Annotated in this window: 22 protein-coding genes; 19 read left to right on the forward strand and 3 right to left on the reverse strand. The window is 64.6% G+C overall.

Going from position 1 to position 24777, the window contains the following annotated elements; all coding sequences use genetic code 11:
• Positions 1-149: 149 nt before the first annotated feature.
• Positions 150-2138, forward strand: a complete 1989-nt coding sequence (locus CXY77_RS13780) for an aconitate hydratase (RefSeq protein ID WP_104130254.1) — start codon at positions 150-152, stop codon at positions 2136-2138.
• Between the two features lie 45 nt (positions 2139-2183).
• Here CXY77_RS13780 and CXY77_RS13785 read toward each other — a convergent pair whose 3' ends face one another.
• Positions 2184-3659: a hydroxymethylglutaryl-CoA synthase family protein gene (locus CXY77_RS13785; RefSeq protein ID WP_092341494.1), complete on the reverse strand. Its 1476-nt coding sequence runs from the start codon at positions 3657-3659 to the stop codon at positions 2184-2186.
• Between the two features lie 163 nt (positions 3660-3822).
• On the opposite strand from CXY77_RS13785, the gene mvaD reads away from it, so the two are divergent.
• From mvaD to CXY77_RS13825, 8 genes are all read left to right on the forward strand, one after another.
• Positions 3823-4815: a diphosphomevalonate decarboxylase gene (mvaD, locus tag CXY77_RS13790; RefSeq protein WP_092341493.1), complete on the forward strand. Its 993-nt coding sequence runs from the start codon at positions 3823-3825 to the stop codon at positions 4813-4815.
• Position 4816: 1 nt separating this feature from the next.
• A complete protein-coding gene (locus tag CXY77_RS13795; RefSeq protein ID WP_158252838.1) occupies positions 4817-5815 on the forward strand; it encodes a mevalonate kinase in 999 nt (332 codons plus the stop codon).
• The gene (locus CXY77_RS13800; RefSeq protein WP_104130256.1) at positions 5812-8094 is read left to right on the forward strand and encodes a hydroxymethylglutaryl-CoA reductase, degradative; all 2283 of its coding nucleotides are present in this window, start codon (positions 5812-5814) and stop codon (positions 8092-8094) included. Before CXY77_RS13795 ends, CXY77_RS13800 begins: the two co-directional genes overlap by 4 nt.
• 127 nt (positions 8095-8221) lie before the next feature.
• Positions 8222-9874 carry an ABC transporter substrate-binding protein gene (locus CXY77_RS13805; RefSeq protein ID WP_104130257.1) on the forward strand — a complete coding sequence of 551 codons (1653 nt, stop codon included), beginning with the start codon at positions 8222-8224 and terminating at the stop codon, positions 9872-9874.
• Positions 9871-10839: an ABC transporter permease gene (locus tag CXY77_RS13810; RefSeq protein ID WP_233197409.1), complete on the forward strand. Its 969-nt coding sequence runs from the start codon at positions 9871-9873 to the stop codon at positions 10837-10839. The genes CXY77_RS13805 and CXY77_RS13810 overlap by 4 nt, the downstream gene beginning before the upstream one ends.
• On the forward strand, positions 10836-11696 hold the full coding sequence (locus CXY77_RS13815) for an ABC transporter permease (RefSeq protein WP_233197410.1): 861 nt from the start codon (positions 10836-10838) through the stop codon (positions 11694-11696). The genes CXY77_RS13810 and CXY77_RS13815 overlap by 4 nt, the downstream gene beginning before the upstream one ends.
• Positions 11693-13222 (forward strand): ABC transporter ATP-binding protein, encoded by a 1530-nt coding sequence (locus CXY77_RS13820; protein WP_104130258.1) that lies wholly within the window; start codon positions 11693-11695, stop codon positions 13220-13222. Before CXY77_RS13815 ends, CXY77_RS13820 begins: the two co-directional genes overlap by 4 nt.
• A 116-nt stretch (positions 13223-13338) precedes the next feature.
• On the forward strand, positions 13339-13494 hold the full coding sequence (locus CXY77_RS13825; protein ID WP_199181925.1) for a hypothetical protein: 156 nt from the start codon (positions 13339-13341) through the stop codon (positions 13492-13494).
• A 65-nt stretch (positions 13495-13559) separates the two neighbouring features.
• Here the strand turns inward: CXY77_RS13825 and CXY77_RS13830 are convergent, their stop codons facing one another.
• Positions 13560-14297, reverse strand: a complete 738-nt coding sequence (locus CXY77_RS13830) for an NAD-dependent formate dehydrogenase (RefSeq protein WP_255410034.1) — start codon at positions 14295-14297, stop codon at positions 13560-13562.
• A gap of 164 nt (positions 14298-14461) precedes the next feature.
• Positions 14462-14845: a LysR family transcriptional regulator gene (locus CXY77_RS13835; protein WP_104130259.1), complete on the reverse strand. Its 384-nt coding sequence runs from the start codon at positions 14843-14845 to the stop codon at positions 14462-14464.
• 117 nt (positions 14846-14962) lie between these two features.
• On the opposite strand from CXY77_RS13835, the gene CXY77_RS13840 reads away from it, so the two are divergent.
• The 10 genes from CXY77_RS13840 to CXY77_RS13885 all read left to right on the forward strand — a co-directional run bounded on the left by CXY77_RS13840 (position 14963) and on the right by CXY77_RS13885 (position 24755).
• A complete protein-coding gene (locus tag CXY77_RS13840; RefSeq protein ID WP_092341488.1) occupies positions 14963-15724 on the forward strand; it encodes a metalloregulator ArsR/SmtB family transcription factor in 762 nt (253 codons plus the stop codon).
• Positions 15721-17100, forward strand: a complete 1380-nt coding sequence (locus CXY77_RS13845) for a SufS family cysteine desulfurase (protein WP_104130260.1) — start codon at positions 15721-15723, stop codon at positions 17098-17100. Before CXY77_RS13840 ends, CXY77_RS13845 begins: the two co-directional genes overlap by 4 nt.
• On the forward strand, positions 17097-17417 hold the full coding sequence (gene fdxA / locus CXY77_RS13850) for a ferredoxin (RefSeq protein ID WP_092341486.1): 321 nt from the start codon (positions 17097-17099) through the stop codon (positions 17415-17417). The genes CXY77_RS13845 and fdxA overlap by 4 nt, the downstream gene beginning before the upstream one ends.
• Before the next feature lie 50 nt (positions 17418-17467).
• Positions 17468-18931, forward strand: coding sequence for a Fe-S cluster assembly protein SufB (sufB, locus tag CXY77_RS13855; RefSeq protein WP_104130261.1), 1464 nt, complete (start codon positions 17468-17470; stop codon positions 18929-18931).
• Positions 18931-19707 carry a Fe-S cluster assembly ATPase SufC gene (gene sufC, locus CXY77_RS13860; RefSeq protein ID WP_092341484.1) on the forward strand — a complete coding sequence of 259 codons (777 nt, stop codon included), beginning with the start codon at positions 18931-18933 and terminating at the stop codon, positions 19705-19707. The genes sufB and sufC overlap by 1 nt, the downstream gene beginning before the upstream one ends.
• Positions 19704-21029, forward strand: a complete 1326-nt coding sequence (sufD, locus tag CXY77_RS13865; protein ID WP_199181926.1) for a Fe-S cluster assembly protein SufD — start codon at positions 19704-19706, stop codon at positions 21027-21029. Before sufC ends, sufD begins: the two co-directional genes overlap by 4 nt.
• A complete protein-coding gene (gene sufU, locus CXY77_RS13870) occupies positions 21026-21526 on the forward strand; it encodes a Fe-S cluster assembly sulfur transfer protein SufU (protein WP_092341483.1) in 501 nt (166 codons plus the stop codon). The genes sufD and sufU overlap by 4 nt, the downstream gene beginning before the upstream one ends.
• 3 nt (positions 21527-21529) lie before the next feature.
• A complete protein-coding gene (sufT, locus tag CXY77_RS13875) occupies positions 21530-22081 on the forward strand; it encodes a putative Fe-S cluster assembly protein SufT (RefSeq protein WP_092341482.1) in 552 nt (183 codons plus the stop codon).
• A gap of 64 nt (positions 22082-22145) precedes the next feature.
• On the forward strand, positions 22146-23318 hold the full coding sequence (locus tag CXY77_RS13880) for a folate-binding protein YgfZ (RefSeq protein ID WP_092341481.1): 1173 nt from the start codon (positions 22146-22148) through the stop codon (positions 23316-23318).
• An 87-nt stretch (positions 23319-23405) separates the two neighbouring features.
• Entirely contained in the window at positions 23406-24755 is a 1350-nt protein-coding gene (locus CXY77_RS13885) for an MFS transporter (protein ID WP_369827290.1), read from the forward strand.
• Positions 24756-24777 lie beyond the last annotated feature (22 nt).

Genomic DNA, 24777 nt, shown 5'->3' on the forward strand with positions numbered 1-24777 from the left:
GTCCCTTGCCAGCCGGCCCTTACTGGTCTCTTGCTCACACGCCCTCAAACGCTGGTCGTTAATCCCGCATTCGCGTAGATTGAGACTCTGCGCACAACGTCGATGCGTGATTGTCGACACCGGACCCGCACACGAGCAAGGGAGTCAATATGGCCTACAACGTCGCTCAGAAACTGATCGCCTCGCACTTGGTAGTGGGGGAGATGGTTCCCGGCACCGAAATCGGCCTGCGAATCGACCAGACCCTGACCCAGGATGCGACCGGTACCCTGGTCATGCTCGAACTGGAGGCACTCGGTCTCGACTATGCCCGCACGGAAGTGTCGGTGCAATACGTGGACCACAACCTGCTGCAGGCCGACAGCAAAAATGCCGAAGACCACGACTTTCTGCGATCCGCCTGCCAACGCTTCGGCATCTGGTTCTCCAAAGCCGGTAACGGGGTATCGCACCCGACGCACATGCAGCGCTTCGGCATCCCCGGCAAGACCATGGTCGGTTCGGACAGCCACACCCCGGCGGCCGGCTCGCTCGGCATGCTCGCCATCGGCGTCGGCGGCACCGAAGTGGCGCTCGCCATCGCCGGCGAACCGCTCTACATTCGCATGCCCCAAATTTGGGGCGTGCGCCTGACCGGGCAGCTGCCGCCGTGGACGAGCGCCAAGGACGTCATTCTCGAAATGCTCCGTCGCCACGGTGTGAAGGGCGGCGTCAACCGCATCGTCGAGTATTACGGACCGGGGCTGGCCACCCTGACCGCCATGGATCGGCACGTGATCGCGAACATGGGTGCCGAACTCGGCGCGACCTCGACAGTGTTCCCGGCCGATGACCAGGTGCGCACATTCTTACGCGCCGAGGCGCGCGAGGACGACTTCGTGGAATTACTCGCCGATGCTGATGCGACCTACGACGTGACCGAGGAGATAGACCTGGCCTCGATCGTTCCCCTGATCGCCCTGCCCAGTTCGCCGGGCAACGTCGTTCCGGTCAGCGAAGTCGCTGGCCGACCGGTCGAGCAAGTGGTGATCGGGTCATCCGCTAACCCAGGTCTGCGAGACTTCGCGATCGTCGCGGCGATCACCAAGGGGCGGCAGTCGTTCCCCGGGCTGTCCCTCGACGTCAACCCAAGCTCCCGCCAGATTTTGCAGGACTTGACCAAGATGGGCGCCACCCTCGATCTCATCGGGGCCGGTGCGCGGTTGCACCAGTCTGGCTGCATGGGGTGCATCGGAATGGGACAGGCCCCGGCCAACGGCAGCATCAGCCTGCGCACCATGCCGCGCAACTTCCCAGGCCGCTCGGGCACGCAAGAAGACTCGGTTTACCTCTGCTCCCCAGAGACCGGGGCTGCAGCCGGGCTGACCGGAAAAATCACCGACCCGAGAGATCTCGCTGACCTGTTTAACATGGACTATCCGTCGATCACCCTGCCGGAGTTCTCCAGCGTCAACCTGACTATGCTCGAGGCGCCGCTGCCCGCTGCGGAATCGCTCACCGTCGCGCTCGTCAAGGGCGAAAACATTTCGTCGCTGCCCGTCTTCGGTCCGCTCGCCGAACGCATCGAGGTTCCCGTTGCCCTGATTGTCGGCGATGATATTTCAACGGATGAGATTCTTCCGGCCGGTGCGCGTGTCTTGCCGTTTCGCAGCAACGTTCCCAAGCTCGCCGAATTCACCTTTGATCAGGTCGACCCTACCTACCCAACCCGCGCCGCACTCACCCGAGACACGACCGGTCACATGATCGTCGCTGGGGCGAACTACGGGCAAGGGTCTTCTCGCGAGCACGCAGCGATCACCCCGCGATTCCTCGGGCTGCGGGTTGTGCTGGCGGTTTCGTTTGCGCGTATCCACTGGCAGAATCTGGCGAACTTCGGCGCGCTCGCGCTGCAATTCACGGATGCCGCCGATCACGACCGCATTGGCCAGGGCGACGTGCTGGTGCTCGACGGTATTCGCGAGGCTCTCACCAACGGCACCGAGATTATCGTTCGCAACACCACCCGCGATGAGACTTATTCCGTGCGGCACGAGCTTTCGACCCGCCAGATTGAGATGCTCCTGGTCGGCGGCCTCATTCCGTGGCTGCGTGCCCGGCACGCGCAGGGCGAGCCCGCGATCGGCACGACCGAGTAGGAGCGAGAGGCAGAACGCGGTCGGCGCAGGTCTGCCCCGTTTGGTTTATTCGGCGCTGCCGACGACGTAGCGGTAGTACTCGACGCCCTCATCGAAGAAGTCCGGCCCATTCGACGTGCCGACGTGATCGATCACGAACTCATCGCGGGCGGGCGGGGCGATATTTTCGATGCGGCGTCCCTCGTGCACATCGATGTACTGCGCTTCGTTCAGATCGATCGCGCCAACCAAGGCTGACTCAAAATTGATTCGCCTGGCCGCTTCTTGCCAGCCGGCGACAACGCGCAGTGGCAGCGCCTCCGCAGCGTCGCCACTGCCGTAGCCGAGGGCCAACCAGTTCTGATCGGTCAGCTCGATGCGATCGGTCAGGGCCTGCTGCAGGCCAGCGGCGAGCCAGGCCGGAAGAGCAGCGGTGTAAAGATTACCGAGGTCGCGCATGGCTTCGGAGCCCAGCCTGAGCTTGTCCTCGACGAGCGTGTCCCAGAGCGGGGTTTTGCGCAGCTGGTTGCGCACCTTGCGGGCCAGGGGAAAAACGTCGCCGGTGTTTTCGGCGAGATCGGCGCCGTTACCGTGAAACGGTGATGGCGCGAGCAGCTCCTCGAGGAGCAGATCGGCATCGACACCGGCGTCGGCAGCGAGTGCGCGCAACTGGTCATGGCCGTCGTCATCATGAGCCAGAGCGAACAGGAAGGCCATGACCCACCCGGTCGTTGGCATCTGGTGGTATGGGCGGTGCATGAAAACCGCGTCGATGTCGTGAAAATAGTCGAGGCTTCGGCCGGGGCGTTTCTCCAGCATGGCCGTCATGGCGTGGTGGGTGGCATCGATGTAGCAGCTGGTGGAATAGTGTCCGTTGAACATGGGCAGATCCTGCACCTGTCCGTCATCGCGCGCCGGCTGATTGCGAAAACGGGCAAACGGCTTGCGAAAATCGGCCACGCGGTAGTCGGAGTCGCTGCCGGCTGCGGCGAGGTCCACTTCGAGCAGGCGCGCGTCGCTCTCCAGCAGCATCGCGACCGCGCCGGCACCCTGCGTGGGCTCTCCGCTGCCGCCGCGCGCGTACTCCGCAATATCGGCGCACACCACGATGGCCTGGCGACCGCGGCCATCCGTTGCCAGATAGCGCAGCGCAGCTTTCACGCCGTAGACGCCGCCCAGGCAGGCCTGTTTGAATTCGGGCACTTCGCAGTCCCGAGCCAACTGAGGCAGGCCGGCCGCGGCCAGGGCCTCATTGACCATGCCCTTGACGATGACCGCGCCGGCAGAATTGTCGGTGCTCGACTCGGTGCCGAGCGCGAGCAGCCCAACCTGGGACGGGTCGATGTCGTAGTCCCGAATCAGGCGCCACACCGCATTGGCGGCAAAGGTGTACACGCTCTGCGCGGGGGCGCGCATGCGAAAACTTCGGCCGACCACCGAGCGGAATTTCTCCCAAGGCTGGTCATTCCAGGCACACCACGCTTCGAGCTGCACGCGATACGGCGGGAGATAGAGGGAAAAACCACTTATTCCAGGAGCCAACTGAGTCTACTTAACTTTTCAGGTGCTTGCTTGACCGCACCGGGTCGTGAACACACCGTCATTTTAGTCGGCGAAGCTGCGAGTAGTCCGGCGCGGGCTGGTTCGGCCGGATACCGTCGGGGCTCCCGGCTAAAATAGAGGCAGAACCGATCGGAGCAGCCCTGTGTCACAGACCCTCGAGGCCGGCGCTACGGCGCGCGCCCGCGCACATAGCAATATCGCGCTGGTCAAATATTGGGGTAAGAACGATGTCGTTCTCAATACCCCAGCCGTCGGATCGATTTCCGTCACCCTCGATGCCCTCTTCACTGATACCCGGGTGACCTTTCGTTCGGGTCTCGCTGCCGATGAATTCTGGCTGAGCGGATGCCGGCAGGAGGCCACCAAGGTCGCCCGCGTTCTCGATCTCGTGCGTCAGGCCCGAGGAACGCACCTGTTCGCCGTCGTGGAGTCCGCGAACAATTTTCCGACCGGAGCCGGGCTGGCCTCGTCGGCATCCGGTTTCGCCGCTCTCGCCGTCGCTGCCAGTGGCGCTGCCGGGCTCACGCTCACCGACCGGCAACTGTCGATTCTGGCCAGGCACGGCTCCGGTTCGGCCGCCCGTTCCATCTTCGGGGGCTACGCCCAGATGCATGCCGGCAGCGCCGCTGACGGCTCGGATTCCTACGCCGTGCAGCTGCTGACCGGCGCGGACTGGCCGCTCGCCGTGGTTGTCGTCATTACCGAGCTGGGTGCGAAAACGATCACCTCCACCGTCGGAATGGGGGCTAGCGCTGCCAGTTCACCGTTCTATCCGGCCTGGCTGGCGACGGCCCCCGGTGATCTCGCTGATATGCGGGCCGCGATCGCCGCCCGCGACTTCGTGCGGCTGGGCGAACTCTCCGAGTACAACTGCCTCAAGCTGCACGCCCTGATGCTGACCACCCGGCCGGCGCTGATCTATTGGAACGCCGCGACGGTCGCGGCGATGCACGCCGTTCGGGATCTGCGCGCGTCCGGCGTGCCGGCCTACTTCACCATCGACGCCGGGCCGCAGCTGAAGGTGCTCTGCCTACCCGGGGATGTGCCCCTGGTTCAGGAGGCGCTGTCGAACGTTGCCGGAGTGCACGAGGTACGCCCGAGTGCTCTCGGCCCGAGCGCCTACCGGTTGGACTGACGTGGCATCCTTTTCGTCGTCGGCACCCGGAAAATTGTTTCTGCTTGGGGAGTATGCCGTCTTGCACGGGGCGCCGGCGCTGCTGGCAGCCGTCGATCGTCGGGTGACCGTTACCGTCATACCTGCCGGGTCGTGGCGGCTGCACGCCCCCAGCGTGGGCATCCAGCATCTCGACCTCGATGAGGAAGGTCGCCTTCCCGCCACCCTCGACGCGCATACCCGTTCGACCCTGCGCCTGTTCGACGCGGTGCGTGTGGCGGTGCGGGCGTGTACAGCCGGCTCTGGCCCGTTCGAGATCAGCATGGACAGCTCGTCATTCGTGCGCGATGGCCATAAATTGGGGCTCGGATCAAGCGCCGCGGTGGCCAGCGCGCTCACTGCGGCCCTGGCAGAGGCCTCCGGGCTTCACCTCGATCGGCAGGCGCTGTTCACTCTGGCTCATTCGGCCCATCGGGCCGCGCAACACGGCACGGGCAGCGGCGGGGATGTCGCCGCGAGCGTGTACGGCGGTCTGCTCTCCTACACCGTCGAGACTCCGCCCGTGCAGATGCAGTGGCCCAGCGACCTCAGCCTTGTGGCCGTGATTACCGGTGCTGGCTCGGCGACGACCGATCTGGTCGGTCGGGTCAACGATTTTGCCGTGCAGAATCCGGCGCAGCACGACCAGGACCTGGCGCGCCTGATCCGCCTCGCCCACTCGGCGCACTCAGCGCTCGCCGACCGCGACGGTTTTCTGCGCCTGGTCGATGACTACTTCACGGCGCTGGCCCTGCTCGACGCCCACGCCCAGGCCGGCATCGTGACCGAGCGCCACCTTGAGCTACGCGCGGTGGCCGAGCGTGCTGGCGGCGTGTTCAAGACCTCCGGCGCCGGCGGCGGCGACGTCGGGCTCGCCTTCAGCGCGAGCGGCGCGCCCGCCGAACGCCTCGAAAGTGCGCTGGCCGACGCCGGGGCATCCGTTGTGCCGTTGGAATTCGGCGCGTTAGGGGCCCGGTTATGACCGGCTCCCGCATCGCGAAGTTCTATCAGCTGTCGGTGCAGAAACGACTGGATTTGTTGCACAAACGCGGCACGTTGAACGATGCCGACTATGCCATGTTGCAGCCGGGTACCGGGCTGCTCGACGCCGAAACCGCTGACCGACTGACCGAAAACGTGATCGGCGTGTTTTCCCTGCCGATGGGGCTCGGGCTCAATTTTCAGATCAACGGTCGCGACTACCTGATTCCCATGGTGGTGGAGGAACCGTCCATCGTGGCGGCGGTCAGTTCCACCGCGCTTCTGGTGCGCCAAAACGGCGGTTTTACCAGCACGGCCGATGAGCCGCTACTAATCGGCCAGGTGCAGGTCGTTGACGTCGCCGACCCGGCGTTGGCGCGTCTAGCTCTGCTCGCGCAGACGGAACAAATTCTGCGGCTCGCCAACAGCGGCCACGCGAAGATGGTCGCCCGCGGCGGCGGCGCGCGCGGTGTCGAGGTGTATTTGCGGGGAGCGACGGCGCAGAACGGTGAGCTGCTGGTCGTGCACCTGCTGGTCGACACCCGCGATGCGATGGGGGCGAATCTCGTCAACTCAATGTGCGAGAGCATTGCGCCCCTGGTCGAGCGAATCAGCACGGGGCGGGTGTTCCTGCGCATTCTCTCGAACCTGACTGATCGTGCCCTCGTGCGTGCCCGCGCGGTCATCCCGCAGGCAGCGCTGGCCACCGGGGAGTACTCCGGTGACCGCGTTCGTGACGGCATCATTCTGGCTGCCGAATTCGCCGAGCTGGATCCCTACCGGGCTACCACCCACAACAAGGGCATCATGAACGGCATCGACGCCGTCGCGATCGCGACCGGCAACGACTGGCGAGCCATCGAAGCGGCCGCCCACGCCTATGCCGCTCGCGGTGAGCACTACGCGCCGTTGTCGACCTGGCGGGCGAACTCGGCTGGTGACCTGGTCGGCGAGCTGACGATGCCGCTCAAGGTGGGCACGGTCGGCGGGCAGGTGGAATCAAACCCGGCCGTGCGAATCGCCCACAGCATCCTGAGAATCGGGTCGGCGCGCGAACTGACCGAGGTCATGGCGGCGGCGGGGCTGGCCCAAAACCTGGCCGCGCTCAAAGCGCTCTCCACCACGGGAATCCAACACGGGCACATGCGCTTGCACGCCCGGGCGGTCGCGGTGGCCGCCGGCACCAGCCCGGCGCGCTTCGATGAGGTTGTGGAGCAGCTCGTCGTCGGCGGCGAGATCAAGGTGTGGAAGGCGCGGCAAATTCTGGCAGACCTTGAAGCCCCGCCGCTGGCCGCCAGCGCCCCCGCCGCCGTAGTAACAGCCATGCCCCCCACGCGTGCACCGCAGGGTGCGGCCGGGCACGTCGGTTACGGCAAGATCATCCTGCTCGGGGAACACTCCGTGGTGTACGGTCGGCGGGCCATCGCCGCGCCCATCGGCCTCACGGTGCGCGCCGAGGTCGGGCGCGGTACGCCTGGGCAGGCGCCGATCATCACCGACTGGGACGCGGATGGTTCGGTGCAGGAACCGATCAGCGTCGACGTCTCACACCGGGTCGCCACGTTGATCGCCGCACGTCTGGGTTTGCCGCAATCCGGCGTGCGGGTCGACGTGTTTTCTGAGCTGCCGCGAGCGAGCGGTCTAGGGGCGTCGGCCGCGTTCGCCGTCGCTCTCATCCGGGCGACCGCCGAGTGCTTCTCCATTCGGCTCAGCGACGAGCAAGTGTCGAGTCTGGCATTTGAGTGCGAAAAGATCGTGCACGGCACACCGTCCGGCATCGACAACACCGTTGCCACGTTCGGCCGGCCGATTCTTTTTCAAAAAACGGATGCTCCGAGTGGTCACGAAATCCGCGACATCGTCACACCGAATCCGATTCCGATCGTGATCGGTCTCACCGGTATGCACGCCCTGACCTCGCACACCGTGGCCGCCGTGCGCGCGGCGTGGCAGCAGCGCCCCGCGCGTTACGATGCGATCTTCGATCAGATCGACTCCCTGGTCGGGGAGGGGGCCGACGCCCTGCGCCGGGGCGACACTATCGAACTGGGCGAGCTGATGAACATCAACCAGGGCCTGCTCAATGCCCTGCAAGTCTCGAGTCCCGAGCTCGAGCAGATGGTCGCCATCGCCCGCCGGGCCGGTGCCCTCGGTGCCAAGCTGACCGGCGGAGGCGGAGGCGGCGCGATGATCGCCGTGGCTGGGTCTGCTGGCGCCGAACCGATCCGTGCCGCCTTGCGCGGGGCCGGTTACACCACCTACCTGACCGAGATTCGGTAGATAGTTGATGACGGTCATTTGCTGTCGCTGTTAAATTAGGACATGCTTACGTCATGTTAATAGCCCACCGCTAGGCGGAGTCAACATGCGTCACCGTTCGACCAGTATCTGAGAAGAGACCCCACCTATGCGCACTCGCGCACATTCAACATCCCGACTTCGCGCCGCCGCCGCCGTCATTGCCGCCATCGCTCTGGTTTCCGGATGCGCTGCCACCTCCCCGAATGCCCCCGCCAACGCGAACACGCTGACCTACGCCATCAACGGCGGCACGCTCAGCGGCGGCAAGATGGACATCCACTCGTCGGCGTTCCAGGTCACCGCCCTGGTGATGCGCAACTCCTTCGACTCCCTCGTCTATGAGAAAGCCGACGGCTCGTTCGTGCCATGGCTCGCCACGTCCTGGCAGATCTCGGACGACGGCCTGCACTACACGTTCGATCTGCGGGGCGATGTCACGTTCCACGACGGCGAACCCTTCAACGCCGAGGCCGTCAAGGCTAATTTCGAGCACGTCGTCGCCCCAGAGACGGCGTCAGCGGATGCTGCCAGTCTGATCGGGTACGCCGAAACCGGCGGCTTCTACGCTGGCACCGAGGTCATCGACGAATTCACCGTTCGGGTGAACTTCAGCCAGCCGTACGCGCCATTCCTGCAGGCGGTGAGCACCGCCAAGCTTGGCTTCTACTCGCCGGCCACTCTGCGGGACAACGCGGCGCAGCTTTCGGCCGGTGGACCGGGCATTTCGGTGGGAACCGGACCTTACGTGCTGAGCGAATATACGCCAGACCAGAGCATCGTCTTCACCGCAAATGAAAACTACGACTGGGCGCCGGAGGGCAGCTCCCATCAGGGCGCGCCCGCCATCGACACGCTCGAGTTCCGCATCCTTCCCGAATCCTCGGTGCGCACGGGCGCCCTCACGAGCGGCCAGGCGCAGATCGCCAGCGACATCACTCCGAACACAGTCAGCCAGATCGGCGACGACTTCTCCATCCAGAACGTGACGATGCCTGGCCTGCCGTACACCCTGTTCCTGAACGAGGCGCACGGCGTCTTCGCCGACGAGAACGTGCGCCGTGCCTTCGCGCTCGGGGTCGACATCGGTCCGGCCGTCGAGACCATCTACCAGGGACAAGCGGAGCGCGCCTGGAGCATCCTCTCCCCGGCCACGCCCAACTCCTACGACCCGAGCCTCGAAGACAGCTGGGCGTTCGACCCAGACCAGGCCAATGCGCTGCTTGATGCGTCCGGCTGGACCGAGCGCGACTCCGAGGGCTACCGCACCAAAGGTGGAGCCCGACTGAGCGCCCAGTGGCTCGCCTACACCCCGGTCTCCGACGCCAACGCAAGCCTCGGCGACGTGGTGCAGTCTGACCTGCGCGACATCGGGTTCGAAATCGTGCGCGACAACCGTGAGATCGCCCAATACTACGAGGCCTTCGACGCACGCGACTATGACCTGTCCGACTGGAGTTTCCCCAGCGTCGACGCCGACGTCCTGCGCGCCCACCTGCACAGCGGCGGCTATAAGAACGGCTCGTCTACGGCCGACCCGGTCGTCGACCAGCTGCTCGACGACGCCATCGCCACGAGCGATCCGACCGAACGCGAAGCGCTCTACCAGCAGCTGCAGCAGTGGAACGCGACCCATGTGGTCATGGTGCCGATCACGGTACCCACCGCCATCACCGCCTACATCAAGACCATCGAGAACCTGAGCTTCGATCTGTACGGGCAGCCGCTCTTCTACGAGGCGTCCCTCACGACCGCGCCGTGACCGCGCACCGCGAGGGCCGTGCGCGTCGATCCGGCCGACCGGGCGCCCGCCTGGCCGGCCGGATCGGCGGCATGATCCTCGTGGTGTGGGGCGCCGCCACCGTGGGCTTCTTCTCGCTGCGGTTGATCCCCGGCGACCCGGTGAACGTGCTCGTGGGGCTCGGCAACGTGTCGCAGCGAGTGCGCGACCAGATCCGAGCAGACTGGGGCCTCGTCGACCCGCTTCTCCTGCAGTATTTCCACTACATCGGCCGCCTGCTGCAGGGTGACCTCGGCACGTCGTATCGCATGCAGCAACCCGTCGCCGCGGTGATCGGCCAGCAACTCGCGCCGACGATGCAACTGATGGGCCTCGCCATCTCGTTCGCCGTGCTGCTCGCGTTCGGGTCGGCGCTGCTCGGCCGCGGCAGGCGCACCGGCCCGGTGGCTGGCCTGCTCGAGCTCGTGGCGGTGTCCTCGCCCACGTTTTGGATCGGCCTGGTGCTGATTGGTGTTTTCGGCTTCGGACTGGGTTGGTTCCCCGTGGTCGCCACCGCCGGGTTCGGCGCGCTCGTGCTGCCCGCCGTGACCCTCGCCATTCCGGTGGCCGGCATTCTCAGCCAGGTGTTGCGCCAGGGCCTCGACGACGCGGCCGCTCTGCCCTTCGTCGACACCGTGCGCGCCCGTGGAGCGAGCCAGACCCGCCTCGTGCTGCGGCATACCCTGCGCCACGCCGCAGCGAACAGCGTCACCCTCACGGGTTACATCGTCGGTTCCTTGCTCGGCGGTTCGGTGCTGGTAGAGACCGTCTTCGCCCGTCCCGGACTCGGACGCGTGGCCCTGAACGCCATCGTCAATCGGGATGTGCCTGTGGTGCTGGGCATTATTGTGCTCGCCGCAGTGTCGTTCTCGTTGGTCAACCTGCTGGTCGACTTCGTGGCCGACCGTCTCGACCCGCGCCTGGCGACCGAGCAGGCCTACGCGTGAGCATTCTCGCCGCCGCGCGCTCCCGAACCGCCCGCACCCGACGCGTGACCCGGATGCCCACACCGGCCCTCTGGGTGGCCGCCGGCTTCCTACTGCTCCTCTTGCTGTCCGCATTGTTTCCTCGGTTGTTCACCGGGGCTGATGCCGTGCGCACGGACATCGGCGCTGCGCTGCTGGCGCCCGGCCCTGGGCATCCGTTTGGAACCGACCAGGCCGGCCGCGACGTGTTCGCACGTGTCATCTATGGCTCGCGCTACTCGCTCGCGATCGGCTTCGGGGCTACCCTGATTGCCCTCCTGGCGGGCCTGGTGATCGGCTCTCTGGCCGGGCTGATGCGCCGGGTCGGCGACGGTGTATTGAGCCGGGCGATCGAGATCGTGATGGCGTTTCCGGAATTTCTGCTAGCGCTGATCGTGATAGCGATCATCGGGCCAGGGGAGGCGAGTCTGCTGATCGCGGTCGCCATCGCGGTGATTCCGTCGTATGCCCGCGTCGCCCGGGTACAGACCCTGGTGGTGAAGCGGGCCGGCTACGTGGAGGCCGCCCGCACACTCGGGGTGTCGCCGGCGGTCACCGTGCTGCGGCACGTGGTGCCGAACACGCTCGGGCCGTTGCTCGTGATGGCCACGATGGGAATCGGCACGGCCATCACGGCCGCCGCCGGCCTCAGTTTTCTCGGCCTCGGACCGAAGCCGCCCATACCGGAGTGGGGGCTCATTCTCTCCGAGGGACGCAACTTTCTCGCTACAGCCTGGTGGATCGCTGTGTTCCCTGGAATCGTGATCACCGCGACCGTGGTCTCGACGAGCGTTCTCGGACGGCACCTGCAGGCCAGCGCGGCGGGGCGGCAACGATGAGCGTCGTGAGTGTGCGCAACCTGCGCGTCGTCGTGCCGGGCGGGGCCGCCGTGGTCGATGGGGTGTCGTTTCGCATCGAGGCTGGGCAGTGCCTCGGCATCGTGGGGGAGTCCGGTGCCGGTAAGACCCTGACCGCGCGTAGCCTGATCGGGCTCGCCGGCACCGGGGTCACCGCTGACGAACTGACGGTGGCCGGCGTCGACGCCCGCGCCCTCTCCCCTCAAGGCTGGCGGGGCCTCCGCGGGGCGCGGGTCGGGCTCGTGAGCCAGGACGCTCTGGTCTCTCTCGACCCGCTGCGCCGAGTGGGCGCCGAGGTGGCCGAACCGCTCGAGGTGCACGAACCGCAGCTCGGCCGTGTCGACCGTTCTCGCCGCGTGCTGCAGCTGCTCCGGCAGGTGGCCATGCCCGATCCGGCCCGGCGTGCCCGGCAGTACCCGCACGAGCTCTCCGGCGGGCTGCGCCAGCGCGCGCTTATCGCCGCGGCACTGGCGGCATCGCCGTCGCTGCTGATCGCCGACGAACCCACGACAGCTCTCGACGCGACGGTGCAGGCGCAGGTCGTGCGACTGCTGCGTGAGCTGAAGGAATCTGGCCTCGCCCTGTTGCTGATCAGCCATGACCTGTCGATCATCTGCCAGCTGGCCGACCAGGTGGCGGTCATGAAGGACGGCCGATTCGTGGAAGTGCAGGCCGCGGACGCCCTGTTTGCCGCGCCGCAGCATCCGTATACTCGTCAGTTGCTGGCCGCTGCCGCGCTGGGCACGGCCACGGCGCCGAAGCCGGGCCCCGTGGTGCTCGCCGCACACGACCTCGCCAAGGCATACGGAACGCTGACGGCCGTCGACGGGGTCTCGTTCGAACTGCGAGCCGGCCACACCGTGGGCATCGTGGGCGAATCAGGCTCGGGAAAGAGCACCGTGGCACGGATGCTGCTGGGCACGCAGTCGCCCGACCACGGTTCGGTGCTGCTGCACGGTGAGCCCTGGAGCGGCCTGCCGGAATCCCAGCGCCGGGCCCGGCGGGGATGTCTCCAGATCATTCACCAGGACTCGCTGAGCGCCTTCGACCCGCGGGCGACGGTGCTGCAGATTCTGTCGGAGGCTATCGCTCTCGACGGGATTCCGCGCCGGTGGCGCACTGCTCGGGCGGTGGAATTGCTCGCGCAGGTGGCGCTGGCGACAGGGCTGCTTGGCCGGCGCGCGCACGAGCTCTCCGGCGGGCAGCGGCAGCGCGTGTCGATCGCCAGGGCGCTCGCACGGCGGCCGAGCATCCTGGTGTGCGACGAGCCGGTCTCGGCGCTCGACGCGCAGGTTCAATCCCAGGTGCTCGCGCTGCTGGCCTCTCTCCAGGAATCCACCGGACTCGCCATGGTGTTCATCTCGCACGACCTCGCCGTGGTTCGGGCACTGAGCCACGAGATCCTCGTGATGAAGGAGGGCGTTGTTGTGGAGCAGGGGCCGGCGGTCGATGTCTTTGCGGCGCCGCAGCATCCGTTCACCCGCGAGCTGCTCGCCGCCCACGGGTAAAACCGGCGTTTCTGCGGTGACCCGGCGCTCGCGGCACGTGTTTGCGACCGCGGCACTGGTTGGAACGCGTGCCACGACCTGGGAGAGAACCACGCTGTTCCCGGGCGGCTGGCGTCGTGACCGGGGACGTCGCGACCGTCGACAAGGACGGCTTCCCCACGATCGTCGACCGCGCTAAAGCACTCACTATCACCGGTGGATGCAACCCCGCGCGCCTGCTCGGCAAGATCCTGCGCAAACAGGTGCGTGAGCAGGTGCTGACCACGCTCTGACCCGGGCAGCAGTTCCAAACCCGCGGATTGGAATCCCGCCGCAGTCATCGCGGCGTTCCCCAGTACTACATCGGTGCTCTCGCTGTCTGAGCGGACAGAGTCGACCCAAACACGTGGCGGGTCATGCCGTTGTGCGACATCGTGCGCCAGGGGTGGTCGGCCGCTGGCGGCTGCGGATACCAGACGTCGCCGGCATATCCGGCGATTTGCGCGGACTCCAACGCGCGAACGATCGCGTCGCGGTCAGTGATCTCGGCTCGGGCCGTGTTCACGATGTACGAGCCTCGTTTCATTGATGAGATCAGGGCGTCGTCGAAGAGGTGATGCGTCTGTGGATGCAGCGGTGCATGGATCGGTACCACGTCGACGGCCCGCACGAGCGAGGCCGCATCCGGGTGGACGGTCAGCGCAAGTTCGCGCTCGATTTCGGGGGACAGCCTGTTCTTGTCGGTGTAGTGCAGGTGAACATCAAAGGGTGCGAGTCGGCGCAGAACGGCACGACCGATGCGGCCGGCCGCGATGACACCGACGTTCATTCCCTCGATGTCATAGGCGCGCTCGACGCTGTCGGCTATGTTCCAGCCACCAGTGACGACCCCTTCGTGCGAGGGGAGGTAGTTGCGAACGAGAGCGAGGACTTGCATAACAGCGTGCTCGGCGACACTGATGCTGTTGCTATAGGTCTCTTCGACCACGGTGATGCCGTGGCTGATTGTTGCGTCGAGATCAACGTGATCCGAACCGATGCCGGTCGTGATCGCGAGCTTCAATTTTGGCGCCTTCGCGATCCTTTCTGCGGTCAAATAGGCCGGCTAGAATGGTTGGGAAATCACGATGTCAGCGCTCGCGAGTTCCCGTTCTGGGTAGTTATCAAGTACAGAGATGCTGTCGCGTGCGCACTGCGGCGGGTACCCGGTGACAGAATCTGGGTAGAGGACGAGAAGAATCTTGGCCATGTGGCCTCTTTCTATGACGCCGGTTTGGCAGGTGTCGCGCCCAGCGGATGCGCGGCACAAAACGCCGCAACCGGTAGCGCGACCGTTGTCGATGCGCTGGGCACGACGCCAAGACGCAGTACGCCGGTCACGCCGGATTTGAGAGCGTGAACCTCCGCCTTGAGCGTGTCACGCTCCGCCACAATCCGTTTGGCCCGCATCACCACGAGTTCGCCCTCCGGCGTCAACCCCTCAAAAGCATGACCACGGTTGATCAGTGAGACATTGAGTTCCTGCTCCAGCTTGCTGATTCCCGCGGAAAGGGCGGGCTGGGAAACGTGACAGGCCGCAGCCGCGTGCGCGAAGTGTCGTTCCCGTGCGACAGCGACAAAATATTCCAGTTGGCGAAAAAGCACGCGTTCTCCTTTGACTCGAGGGTAACGACCCCACCGCCTGCTCGACTCTAGTTGCTGCCAGACGGTGGACCGGCGCGTTGACTTGCCAGCCGAGCTGAATTAGGACATGCTTATGTCATGTTAATAGCTCACCGCCGTGGAACCGCTGGCACAGACGGGTCGAACCCTGGAGCGAATGGTCTGGAGGAACGCACCTGGGACCGCGTGCGGCAGATGCTCGCCGAGGATGGCCCACTGACCGCAGCCGATCTGGCCGCGCGCTTGGGACTGACGCCCGCCGCCGTTCGCCGCCACCTCGACCAGCTCGCCGAGGAAGGGGCCGTCGAAGAACACGTGCCCGCTACGTCAGGTGGCCGCGGCCGGCCGGCCCGCGCCTATGTCCTCTCCGCGTCCGGTCATGCCGGTCTGGGGGCTGACTACGCCGATGTGGCGACCTCGGCGTTACGCTTTCTCGCCGAACGTGCCGGAGCGGATGCCGTTGGCGAGTTCGCCCGTGAACGCAGCGCACAACTCGAGCGAGGCTACGCCGCACAACTGCCCTCGACCGGCGGAGATGTCCGCGCCCGTGCAGAGGCACTGGCGTCGGTACTGAGCGATGAAGGTTTCGCGGCGACGATCCGGCCGGTCGGAGCTGACCTGCCAGCGAATGGTGTGCAGCTGTGTCAGGGGCACTGCCCCGTTCTGCATGTCGCGGCCGAGTTTCCGGAGTTCTGCGACGCTGAGACCGAGGCATTCTCCCGGCTGCTCGGAGTTCCGGTTCAACGACGCACGACTCTGGCTGGGGGCGCACACAGCTGCGCGACGTTCATCCCCCTTGACGCTCTGGCCACGACTACCAGCTCGGACACGAACAATTGTAACGACGGGACAAATGCATGAGTACCAGTGCAGGACTAATCACGGGAGTGCATCCGATCACCCGCCCCGAGGCCATCAATTCTGACGTCGGCGCGAACGCGGCATTCAGCATCGAGGAGTCGGCCGCCATCCGTAGCGATTTTCGGATTCTCTCGCGTCTCGTGCGTGGCGGAAAACCATTGGTGTACCTCGACTCCGGGGCCACGTCACACAAACCGCACCAGGTACTCGATGCCGAACGCACCTTCTATGAGCAACACAACTCCGCGGTTCACCGTGGTGCTCATCAGCTGGCCGAGGAAGCCACCGAAGCATTTGAATCGGCGCGCGCGACCGTTGCACGGTTCATCGGCGCACAAACTAACGAGGTGGTGTTCACCAAGAACGCTACCGAAGCTCTGAATCTCGTGGCGTATTCGTTCAGCAACGCGGCCGCTACCGGGGCCATGGACGGCGTCGAAGCGGATGTCGCGGCGCGGTTCAAGCTCGGCGTGGGCGACGAGATCGTGATCACCGAGATGGAGCATCATGCCAATCTCATTCCCTGGCAGGAACTTGCCCGGCGCAGCGGCGCTACCCTGCGGTGGATCGGTGTCACCGATGACGGTCGCTTAAACCTGAACAATCTGGAGACGGTCATCAGCGACCGTACCAAGGTGGTCGCCTTCACGCACGTGTCCAATGTTTTGGGTACCATCAATCCGGTTTCGTCCATTGTGGCTCGGGCCCGGAAGGTCGGGGCTCTGACCGTGCTCGACGCCAGCCAGTCGGTGCCGCACCTGGGGATCGACGTCGTCGATCTCGACGTGGACTTTCTTGCCTTCAGTGGCCACAAAATGTTCGGCCCCCTCGGGGTCGGTGTGCTCTGGGGCCGCTCTCGCCTCCTGGAAGCCATGCCCCCCTTCCTCACCGGAGGCTCGATGATCCACACCGTGCACATGGAAGGCTCAACCTACGCCGCGCCGCCGCAACGTTTCGAGGCGGGTGTCCCGGTGGCCGCGCAGGCCGTTGGCCTGGCTGCGGCCTGTGATTACCTGACCCGGTTGGGGATGCCGCGGGTGAGCGCCCATGAGCAGGCCCTCACCGAAGTCCTGCTGGCCGGCCTGGCCCAACGCCCCTGGATCCGTGTCGTCGGACCGGCCGACGGTGCGGAGCGTACCGGTGTGGTGTCTTTCGTGGTCGACGGCGTGCACGCGCACGACGTTGGCCAAATCCTCGACGATGCCGGAGTCGCGGTGCGAGTCGGCCACCACTGCGCCTGGCCATTGCACCAGCGTCTGGACGTGGCCGCGACCACGCGAGTGACCTTCGCGGCCTACAACACGGTCGCCGAGATCACCGTGTTGCTCAACGCTCTCGACCAGGTCCCGGCGGTGTTCGGGGTGGAGGTACTGTGACCTACGTCATCGCCTTGCCCTGCGTGGACGTCAAGGACAGGGCATGTATTGATGAATGCCCCGTCGATTGCATTTATGAGGGTGACCGGGCGCTCTACATCCACCCCGATGAGTGCATCGACTGCGGAGCCTGTGAACCAGTCTGCCCGGTCGAGGCGATCTTCTACGAAGATGACGTGCCGGAGCAGTGGGCCGACTACTACAAGGCCAACGTTGAGTTCTTCGACGACATCGGCTCCCCGGGTGGAGCGGCCAAGGTCGGCCCATACGCCAAGGATCACCCGCTGATCGCGGCACTTCCCTCACAGCGTCGCTGACCGAAACGATCGGGCTGCTCGCAGCCAACAACAACTGACATGGAGACGAAATGAGTGCACCCACAACCTCGACTGGTATCTCTGACGAGGTCCGCGCATTAGCGAACCAGGAATACCAGTATGGATTTGTGACCGATCTCGAAACTGACGTCGCACCCCGCGGGCTGAACGAAGACATCATCCGACTGATTTCGAGCAAGAAAAATGAGCCGGATTGGCTGTTGGAATGGCGGCTCCGTGCCTACCGGCACTGGACCACGCTCACGGCACCGACCTGGCAGCACGTCACCTATGGGCCGGTCGACTACCAGGACATCATTTACTACGCCGCTCCCAAGCCGAAAAAACGCGTGGAGAGCATGGACGAGGTCGACCCGGAGCTGCGGGAGATGTTCGACAAGCTCGGCATTTCGCTCGGTGAGCAGGAGCGTCTCAGCGGCGTGGCGGTCGACGCGATCGTCGATTCGGTCTCGGTTGCCACGACGTTCAAAGACAAGTTGGCCGAGGTTGGAGTGATCTTCTGCTCCTTCTCGGAAGCCGTTCAGGAGCATCCGGATCTGGTGCGTCAGTACCTCGGCTCCGTGGTTCCGTACAACGACAACTTCTTCGCCTGCCTGAACGCTGCGGTGTTCACCGACGGTTCGTTCTGTTACATCCCTAAGGGCGTGCGCTGCCCGATGGAGCTGTCCACCTACTTCCGCATCAACGCCGCCGACACCGGCCAGTTCGAGCGAACCCTGATCATCGCCGAAGACGGCGCTTATGTCAGCTACCTCGAGGGCTGCACGGCACCCGTTCGTGACACGAACCAGCTGCACGCCGCCGTGGTTGAGCTGGTGGCACTGGACGATGCCCAGATCAAGTACTCGACGGTGCAGAACTGGTATCCCGGAGATGCCGACGGCAACGGCGGCGTGTACAACTTCGTCACCAAACGGGGTATGGCTTCCGGCCGCAACGCAAAGATTTCCTGGACCCAGGTGGAAACCGGCTCCTCGATCACCTGGAAGTACCCCGGCGTGGTTCTTAAGGGTAACAACTCGGTCGGCGAGTTCTACTCGGTGGCATTGACGGCCAGACGTCAGCAAGCGGATACCGGCAGCAAGATGGTGCACATCGGCAAGAACACCAAGAGCACCATCATCTCGAAGGCTATTTCAGCCGGTCACGGGCAGAACACCTACCGCGGTCTGGTGGACATGCGACATTCGGCCGTCGGAGCCCGCAACTTCACCCAGTGCGATTCGCTGTTGATCGGCAAGGACAGCGGTGCACACACGCTTCCGTACATCGAGGTGAAGAACCAGACCGGGCAGGTTGAGCACGAGGCATCGACCTCCAAAATCGGCGAGGAACAACTCCTGTATTGCCGGCAGAGGGGTATCCCGGAAGAAGAGGCGGTGTCGATGATTGTGAACGGTTTCTGCCGTGAAGTATTCAAGATGCTGCCCATGGAATTCGCCGTTGAGGCGCAAAAACTGTTAACCGTAAGCCTGGAAGGAAGCGTTGGCTAATGCTGAAAATCGAAGAACTGCACGCCAGTATCGAGGACAAAGAAATATTGCGAGGGGTGAATCTGCAACTGAAACCGGGTGAGGTGCACGCGATCATGGGCCCGAACGGTTCGGGAAAAAGCACCTTGGCCAGTGTATTGATCGGCCGCGAGGGGTACCAGGTCTCTGGCAGCGTCACGTATGAGGGTCAGGACCTGCTGACCTTGTCACCGGAAGAGCGCGCTGCCGCCGGTGTATTCCTGGCCTTCCAACATCCGGTTGAGATTCCCGGCGTCGGAAACATGTACTTCATGCGCACCGCCTTGAACTCCCTGCGCCGCCAGCGTGGAGAAGAAGAACTGGATCCGGTGGACTTTCTGGCGCTGGCTCAGGAGAAGATGAAGCTCGTTGAGATGGACCAGACCTTCATGAATCGCTCGGTCAACGAGGGATTTTCCGGCGGTGAAAAGAAACGCAACGAGATCCTGCAAATGGCGATCCTGGAACCCAAACTCGCGATTTTGGATGAGACCGACTCCGGTTTGGACATCGACGCTCTAAGGGTGGTCGCCAGCGGGGTGAACGCCCTCCGGAGCGAAGGCCGCAGCATGCTCGTCATCACGCACCACCAGCGCCTTCTGGACTACATCGTGCCCGACCAGGTGCACGTGATGACCGCCGGCCGGATCGTGCGTTCCGGGGGCAAGGACCTGGCCGTCGAGCTCGAAGCGCACGGCTACACCGGTACCCAGGAAGCTGACGCAGGTCGATTGAGCACGGCCGGGATATCGCGATGACCGTTCTGAGCGCGGCCAGCGGAGTGCTCGCTGGCTTCGAACCTCGGCTCGGCGCGCGTGATCCCGCCTGGCTCGCCGAGGCGCGGGTAGCCGCCCTCCAGTGGGTGGGTGAGCACGGCTTCCCGACCCACAAGGATGAGGACTGGAAATACACCGGGTTGGCCCCGATCCTCGCCGTACCGTTCGATGCCGCCACGGTGGCATCTGGCATCCGGGTGACGGCAGAAATGATCGACGAGGCTGCGGTCGATCTCGGTGGTCCACGGTTGGTCTTCGTCAACGGCCATTTCTCGTCCGAATTCTCGCGAGTGACCGGGGTGCCGGCCGGTGCGGTCGTCACGACCCTGGCCGCGGTGCTGGCAGCCGGGCCTGACCGCCTCGAACCCTTTTTCGCGCATGCACCGGGAGTGCGTCACGCCTTCGCAGCATTCAATGACGCTCTGGCCGAGGATGGCGCATTCATTCATCTTCCCAGCGGCACCATCGTGGACGAGCCGATTCAGCTGGTCTACTTCTCCGACACCGGTGGAGTCCCGCTGATATCCAGCCCACGTTCGGTGATAATCGCCGATTCGCACTCTCGTGCCACGATCGTCGAGACCTACGCCGGGGTCGATTCCGACGTGTATTGCACCAACGCCGTCACCGAACTCCTCCTCGCCGAAGACGCCCACATTGAGCACTACAAGGTGCAAAACGAGCCGACGAGTGCTTTCCATGTGGCGCTGCTGTCCGTGCGGCAAGGGCGGGGCAGCCGATTCTCTTCCCGTTCCATCATGCTCGGCGCCAGCATCGCCCGGCACGAGGTGCGAGTTCAACTGGATGGCGTCGGCGCCGAGGTCAGCCTCGACGGCGTCTACCTGCCCCAGGGCGATCAACTCCACGACAACACGATCTTCGTCGATCACGCCGCGACAGACTGCACAAGCCACCAGCTGTATAAGGGAGTGTTGGACGGCCGGGCACACGGTGTGTTCAACGGCCACATTATGGTTCGTCATGGCGCTGACGGTACCGATGCGAACCAGAAGAACAAGAACTTACTGCTCTCCGACCGCGCCGAAGTCGACACCAGGCCCCGGCTGGAAATCTATACCGATGATGTGAAGTGCACGCACGGTGCTGCGGTGGGCCAAATGGATGAGGAGGCTCTGCTGTACCTTCAGACGCGTGCCATCCCGCTGGAAGCGGCCAGGGGCCTGCTCATCTACGCGTTTGTACACGAAATGGTGGACCGGATCGAGTTGGATCCACTGCGCGCCCAGTTGGAACGCGTGGTCGCCACCCGGTTCGGGAGTGACGCCACTGTGGTCGCTCCATGACGGCCGGCCCAGGGATCGCTTCGGTCAGTGCGGGAATCGCGGGTCTTTACCAGGAAATGATCATCGACCATGGCCGCCGGCCACGGAATTTTCGCACAATCGACCGTGCGACGTGCTCGATCGAGGCCGTTAACCCGCTATGCGGCGATCAGTTGACTCTCGCCATTCAACTCACCGACGGCGTCATCACCGACGTTGCCTTCACGGGGAGCGGATGCACCATTTCCCAGGCATCCGCTTCCATGATGACCATGGCCGTCAAGGGTCTGGCCGAGGAGGAAGCCCTGACGCTGTTCGCTCGCGTGCACACCATGCTCACCAGCGAATCCGAGGGGGAAGCGGCATTGGCCGAGGTGGGCAAGCTCGCGGTGCTCTCTGGCGTATGGGAGTACCCGACCCGGGTCAAGTGCGCCTCCCTGGCTTGGCAGGCGTTGCGCAATGCGCTGGAAGGTGACGACCGCGCGGACGGCAGCCGTGTCGTCGGGACGGAGAAGTAGCCGATGGACTCAGGCCAATACAAGATCGTCGAACTCGAACACAGCTGCCAGGCGACGGTGATTCCGGGCGGGCAGCCGATGCTGCTTCAGGCCGGCGAGCAGGTTGTCATAACGCAAACCCTCGGTGCGAGCGTCACCGTCCAAACCGCAATGGGCTACCTCGTTCGGATCAGTGCCGAAGACTCGGCCGCGCTCGGTCTGAGCCGACCGGTCGCCGAAACCGTGAATATGAATGACGGTCCGTTTGACCTGGACCAGGTGCTCGATGCGCTCAAGAACGTGTTCGACCCGGAAATTCCGATCAATGTTGTCGATCTGGGTCTGATCTATCTGTGCCAGGCGGAGCCGCTGCCCGATGGCACCCACCGGGTCGAAGTCAACATGTCAATGACCGCTCCGGGCTGCGGCATGGGCGATGTGCTCAAAGAGGATGCCCGCACCGCAATTCAGGCGGTTCCGGGCGTCGGCGAGATCGATATCGAACTGGTTTGGGACCCACCGTGGGGCCAGGACAGGATGTCGGAAGCCGCTCGGCTCCAACTCGGAATGTACTAACCAGGCACGACAATATCGGGCAGTTGATGGCGCCCAATGGAGACAGATGAATTCAACGCAGGGAATGCTCGCTCCGCAGATCTCCGTCGGGAACGCGCCGGTCGTGTTCAACGAATTTCTGAACCGGCCCGGCGCGGTCGGTGCCGACCAGGCGGTCGATGCCGGAGTGGCCGCCCACTATGGGGACCCGCTCGCCGAGCAGCGCGCACTGGCTGCAGGAACCGCGATCGTGGACCTCTCACACCGGGCCGTGATTACCATCAGCGGTCCAGATCGCCTCAGCTGGATAAATTCATTGACCAGCCAGAGTGTCGCCGGTTTGGCGCCGGGCGAATCCTCGGAGACCCTTCTACTCAATATGACCGGGCGGATCGACTATGCGGTGCGCCTGTTTGATGACGGAACCGATCTGTGGCTGCTGCTGGAGCGAAACGAAGTAGCAGGGCTGCTCACATGGTTGGGCAGCATGCAATTCGCGCTGCGGGTAGAACTGCTGGATCGTTCCATCGAATTCGCGACCATCGGCACCCTCGGCCAGCCGACGCTTCCGGTGACGGCCCCTCATGGGCTTCCCGTGGTCTGGCGGGACCGGTGGATGAGCGTTGGCCCGGGTGGATTTCAGTACGCGAAGGCGACCAGGCATCCGGCGGCGGGCTGGACCTACAGCGAGGTATTGGTGCCGCGAAGCGCCCTGGCGGGGATCGTCGCCTCCGATATTCCTGTCGCTGGACTGGACGCCCTCGAGGCCTTGCGCATAGCAGCCTGGCGGCCGCATTTTTCCTCGGAGGTTGATGAAAAGACGATTCCCCATGAACTTGATTGGTTGCGCACAGCCGTGCACCTGAACAAGGGCGGTTATCGCGGCCAGCAGACGGTGGCCAAGGTGCACAACATCGGGCATCCCCCGCGCCGACTCGTGATGCTCTACCCGGAAGATGCGCACAGTGTTGATAAACACAGTGTGCGGCCCTCGCGCGGCGACGAAGTTGTGGCACCGAACAAAGACGGTGCGGACCAGATCGTCGGGCGGGTGACTTCGGTCGCCCGGCATTTTGAATTAGGTACGGTCGCGCTCGCGGTCATCAAACGCGGCACCGATCCAACGGCCGAACTTTTGGTGCGAACGGCCGGCTGCGATATTCCGGCCAGGCAAGTCGTGATCGTCCCGCCAGACGCGGGCGCCGCAGCCACAGTAACCGTTTCTCGGCTGCCGCGCCGGGGCTCGGTGCCACGGTAATCACGCGCGTAAAATATTGGTTGATTGTTCTGGTCCAAGTGAAGTGGAAACCGTGTGGCCGAAGTTCCCGCAAATGTCAATCGAGCAGTGCCCGTGAACGTCCCGGCACGATTGACGCGTACCGCCCGATTGGATGCCCTGCCGTTTACGCGGGAACATCGACGTCTTCTGGTCGGCTCCGGCCTGGGCTGGGCGTTGGATGCCATGGATGTGGGGCTCATCTCCTTCGTGCTGGCCCAATTAGCGGTGCAATGGAACACGACCGGCATGGAATTATCCTGGATCGCGTCCGCCGGTTTCGTCGGCATGGCAGTGGGCGCCGTTCTCGGTGGACTATTGGCCGACCGCATCGGACGCCGCCAGGTATTTGCGCTGACCCTCCTCGTTTACGGCGTGGCGACGGGAGCATCCGCTCTTTCCGGATCGGTGGCCGTGCTGATCGCCTGGCGATTCCTCGTGGGGCTCGGCCTGGGAGCCGAGCTTCCGGTCGCCTCGACCCTCGTTAGCGAGTTCGCGCCGCCACGGATTCGCGGTCGCATCATCGTGCTGCTGGAATCGTTCTGGGCGATTGGCTGGACCATAGCGGCCGTGATCGGATTTCTCGTGGTGCCGTCATCAGAGAACGGATGGCGCTGGGCCTTGGCTGTCGGTGCGGCCCCGGCACTCTACGCCGTGTTCGTGCGCCTGCGACTTCCGGAGTCGGTTCGTTTTCTCGAGTCGCGTGGGCGGTTTGTAAAGGCAGAGTCGACCGTTCGCCGATTCGAACTCTCGGCCAAAGTAACGGTTCCACCCCCAGAATCGGACCCGGCCGTTCAGGGCGGAGTCGAACGAAAAGATTCCACAGGGGGCTTGGCCGCGCTGTGGTCGCCGAGCCTGCGTGGCCGCACGGCCGCCCTGTGGTTGGTCTGGTTCTGCGTGAACTTCTCCTATTACGGTGCTTTCATCTGGTTGCCTACCGTGCTGGTCGCCTCCGGCTTCTCGCTGGTGCGTTCCTTCGCGTATACGTTGATCATCACCGTGGCGCAGCTTCCGGGCTATGCCGCATCGGCGTATCTGATCGAACGGTGGGGCCGACGTAGCACCCTCGCTGTCTTCCTGATCGGCTCCGCCAGTTCGGCTGCCCTGTTTGGCATCGCAACGGATAGCAGCCAAGTGATCGCAGCGGGCATGTTGCTCTCGTTCTTCAACCTCGGAGCGTGGGGAGCACTTTACGCGGTGACACCGGAGGTTTATCCCACTCGCATTCGGGCTACTGGCGCGGGGTGGGCGGCCGGCAATGGCCGCATTGCCGCCATCCTTGCACCACTGGCCGTGCCCCTACTGCGCGAGGCCGGCGGGACGGGGCTGCTTTTTGCAGTTTTCGCGGGGTTCTTCGTGGTTGCCGCGCTCGGCACCTTCGGACTCCCTGAGAAACGAGGCCAGGCTCTGGCAGAATGATGGGCGGCGTAGCCGCGAGCTG

Origin of the sequence: Cryobacterium sp. N21, assembly GCF_002929575.1 — a bacterium.
Classification (GTDB): domain Bacteria; phylum Actinomycetota; class Actinomycetes; order Actinomycetales; family Microbacteriaceae; genus Cryobacterium; species Cryobacterium flavum.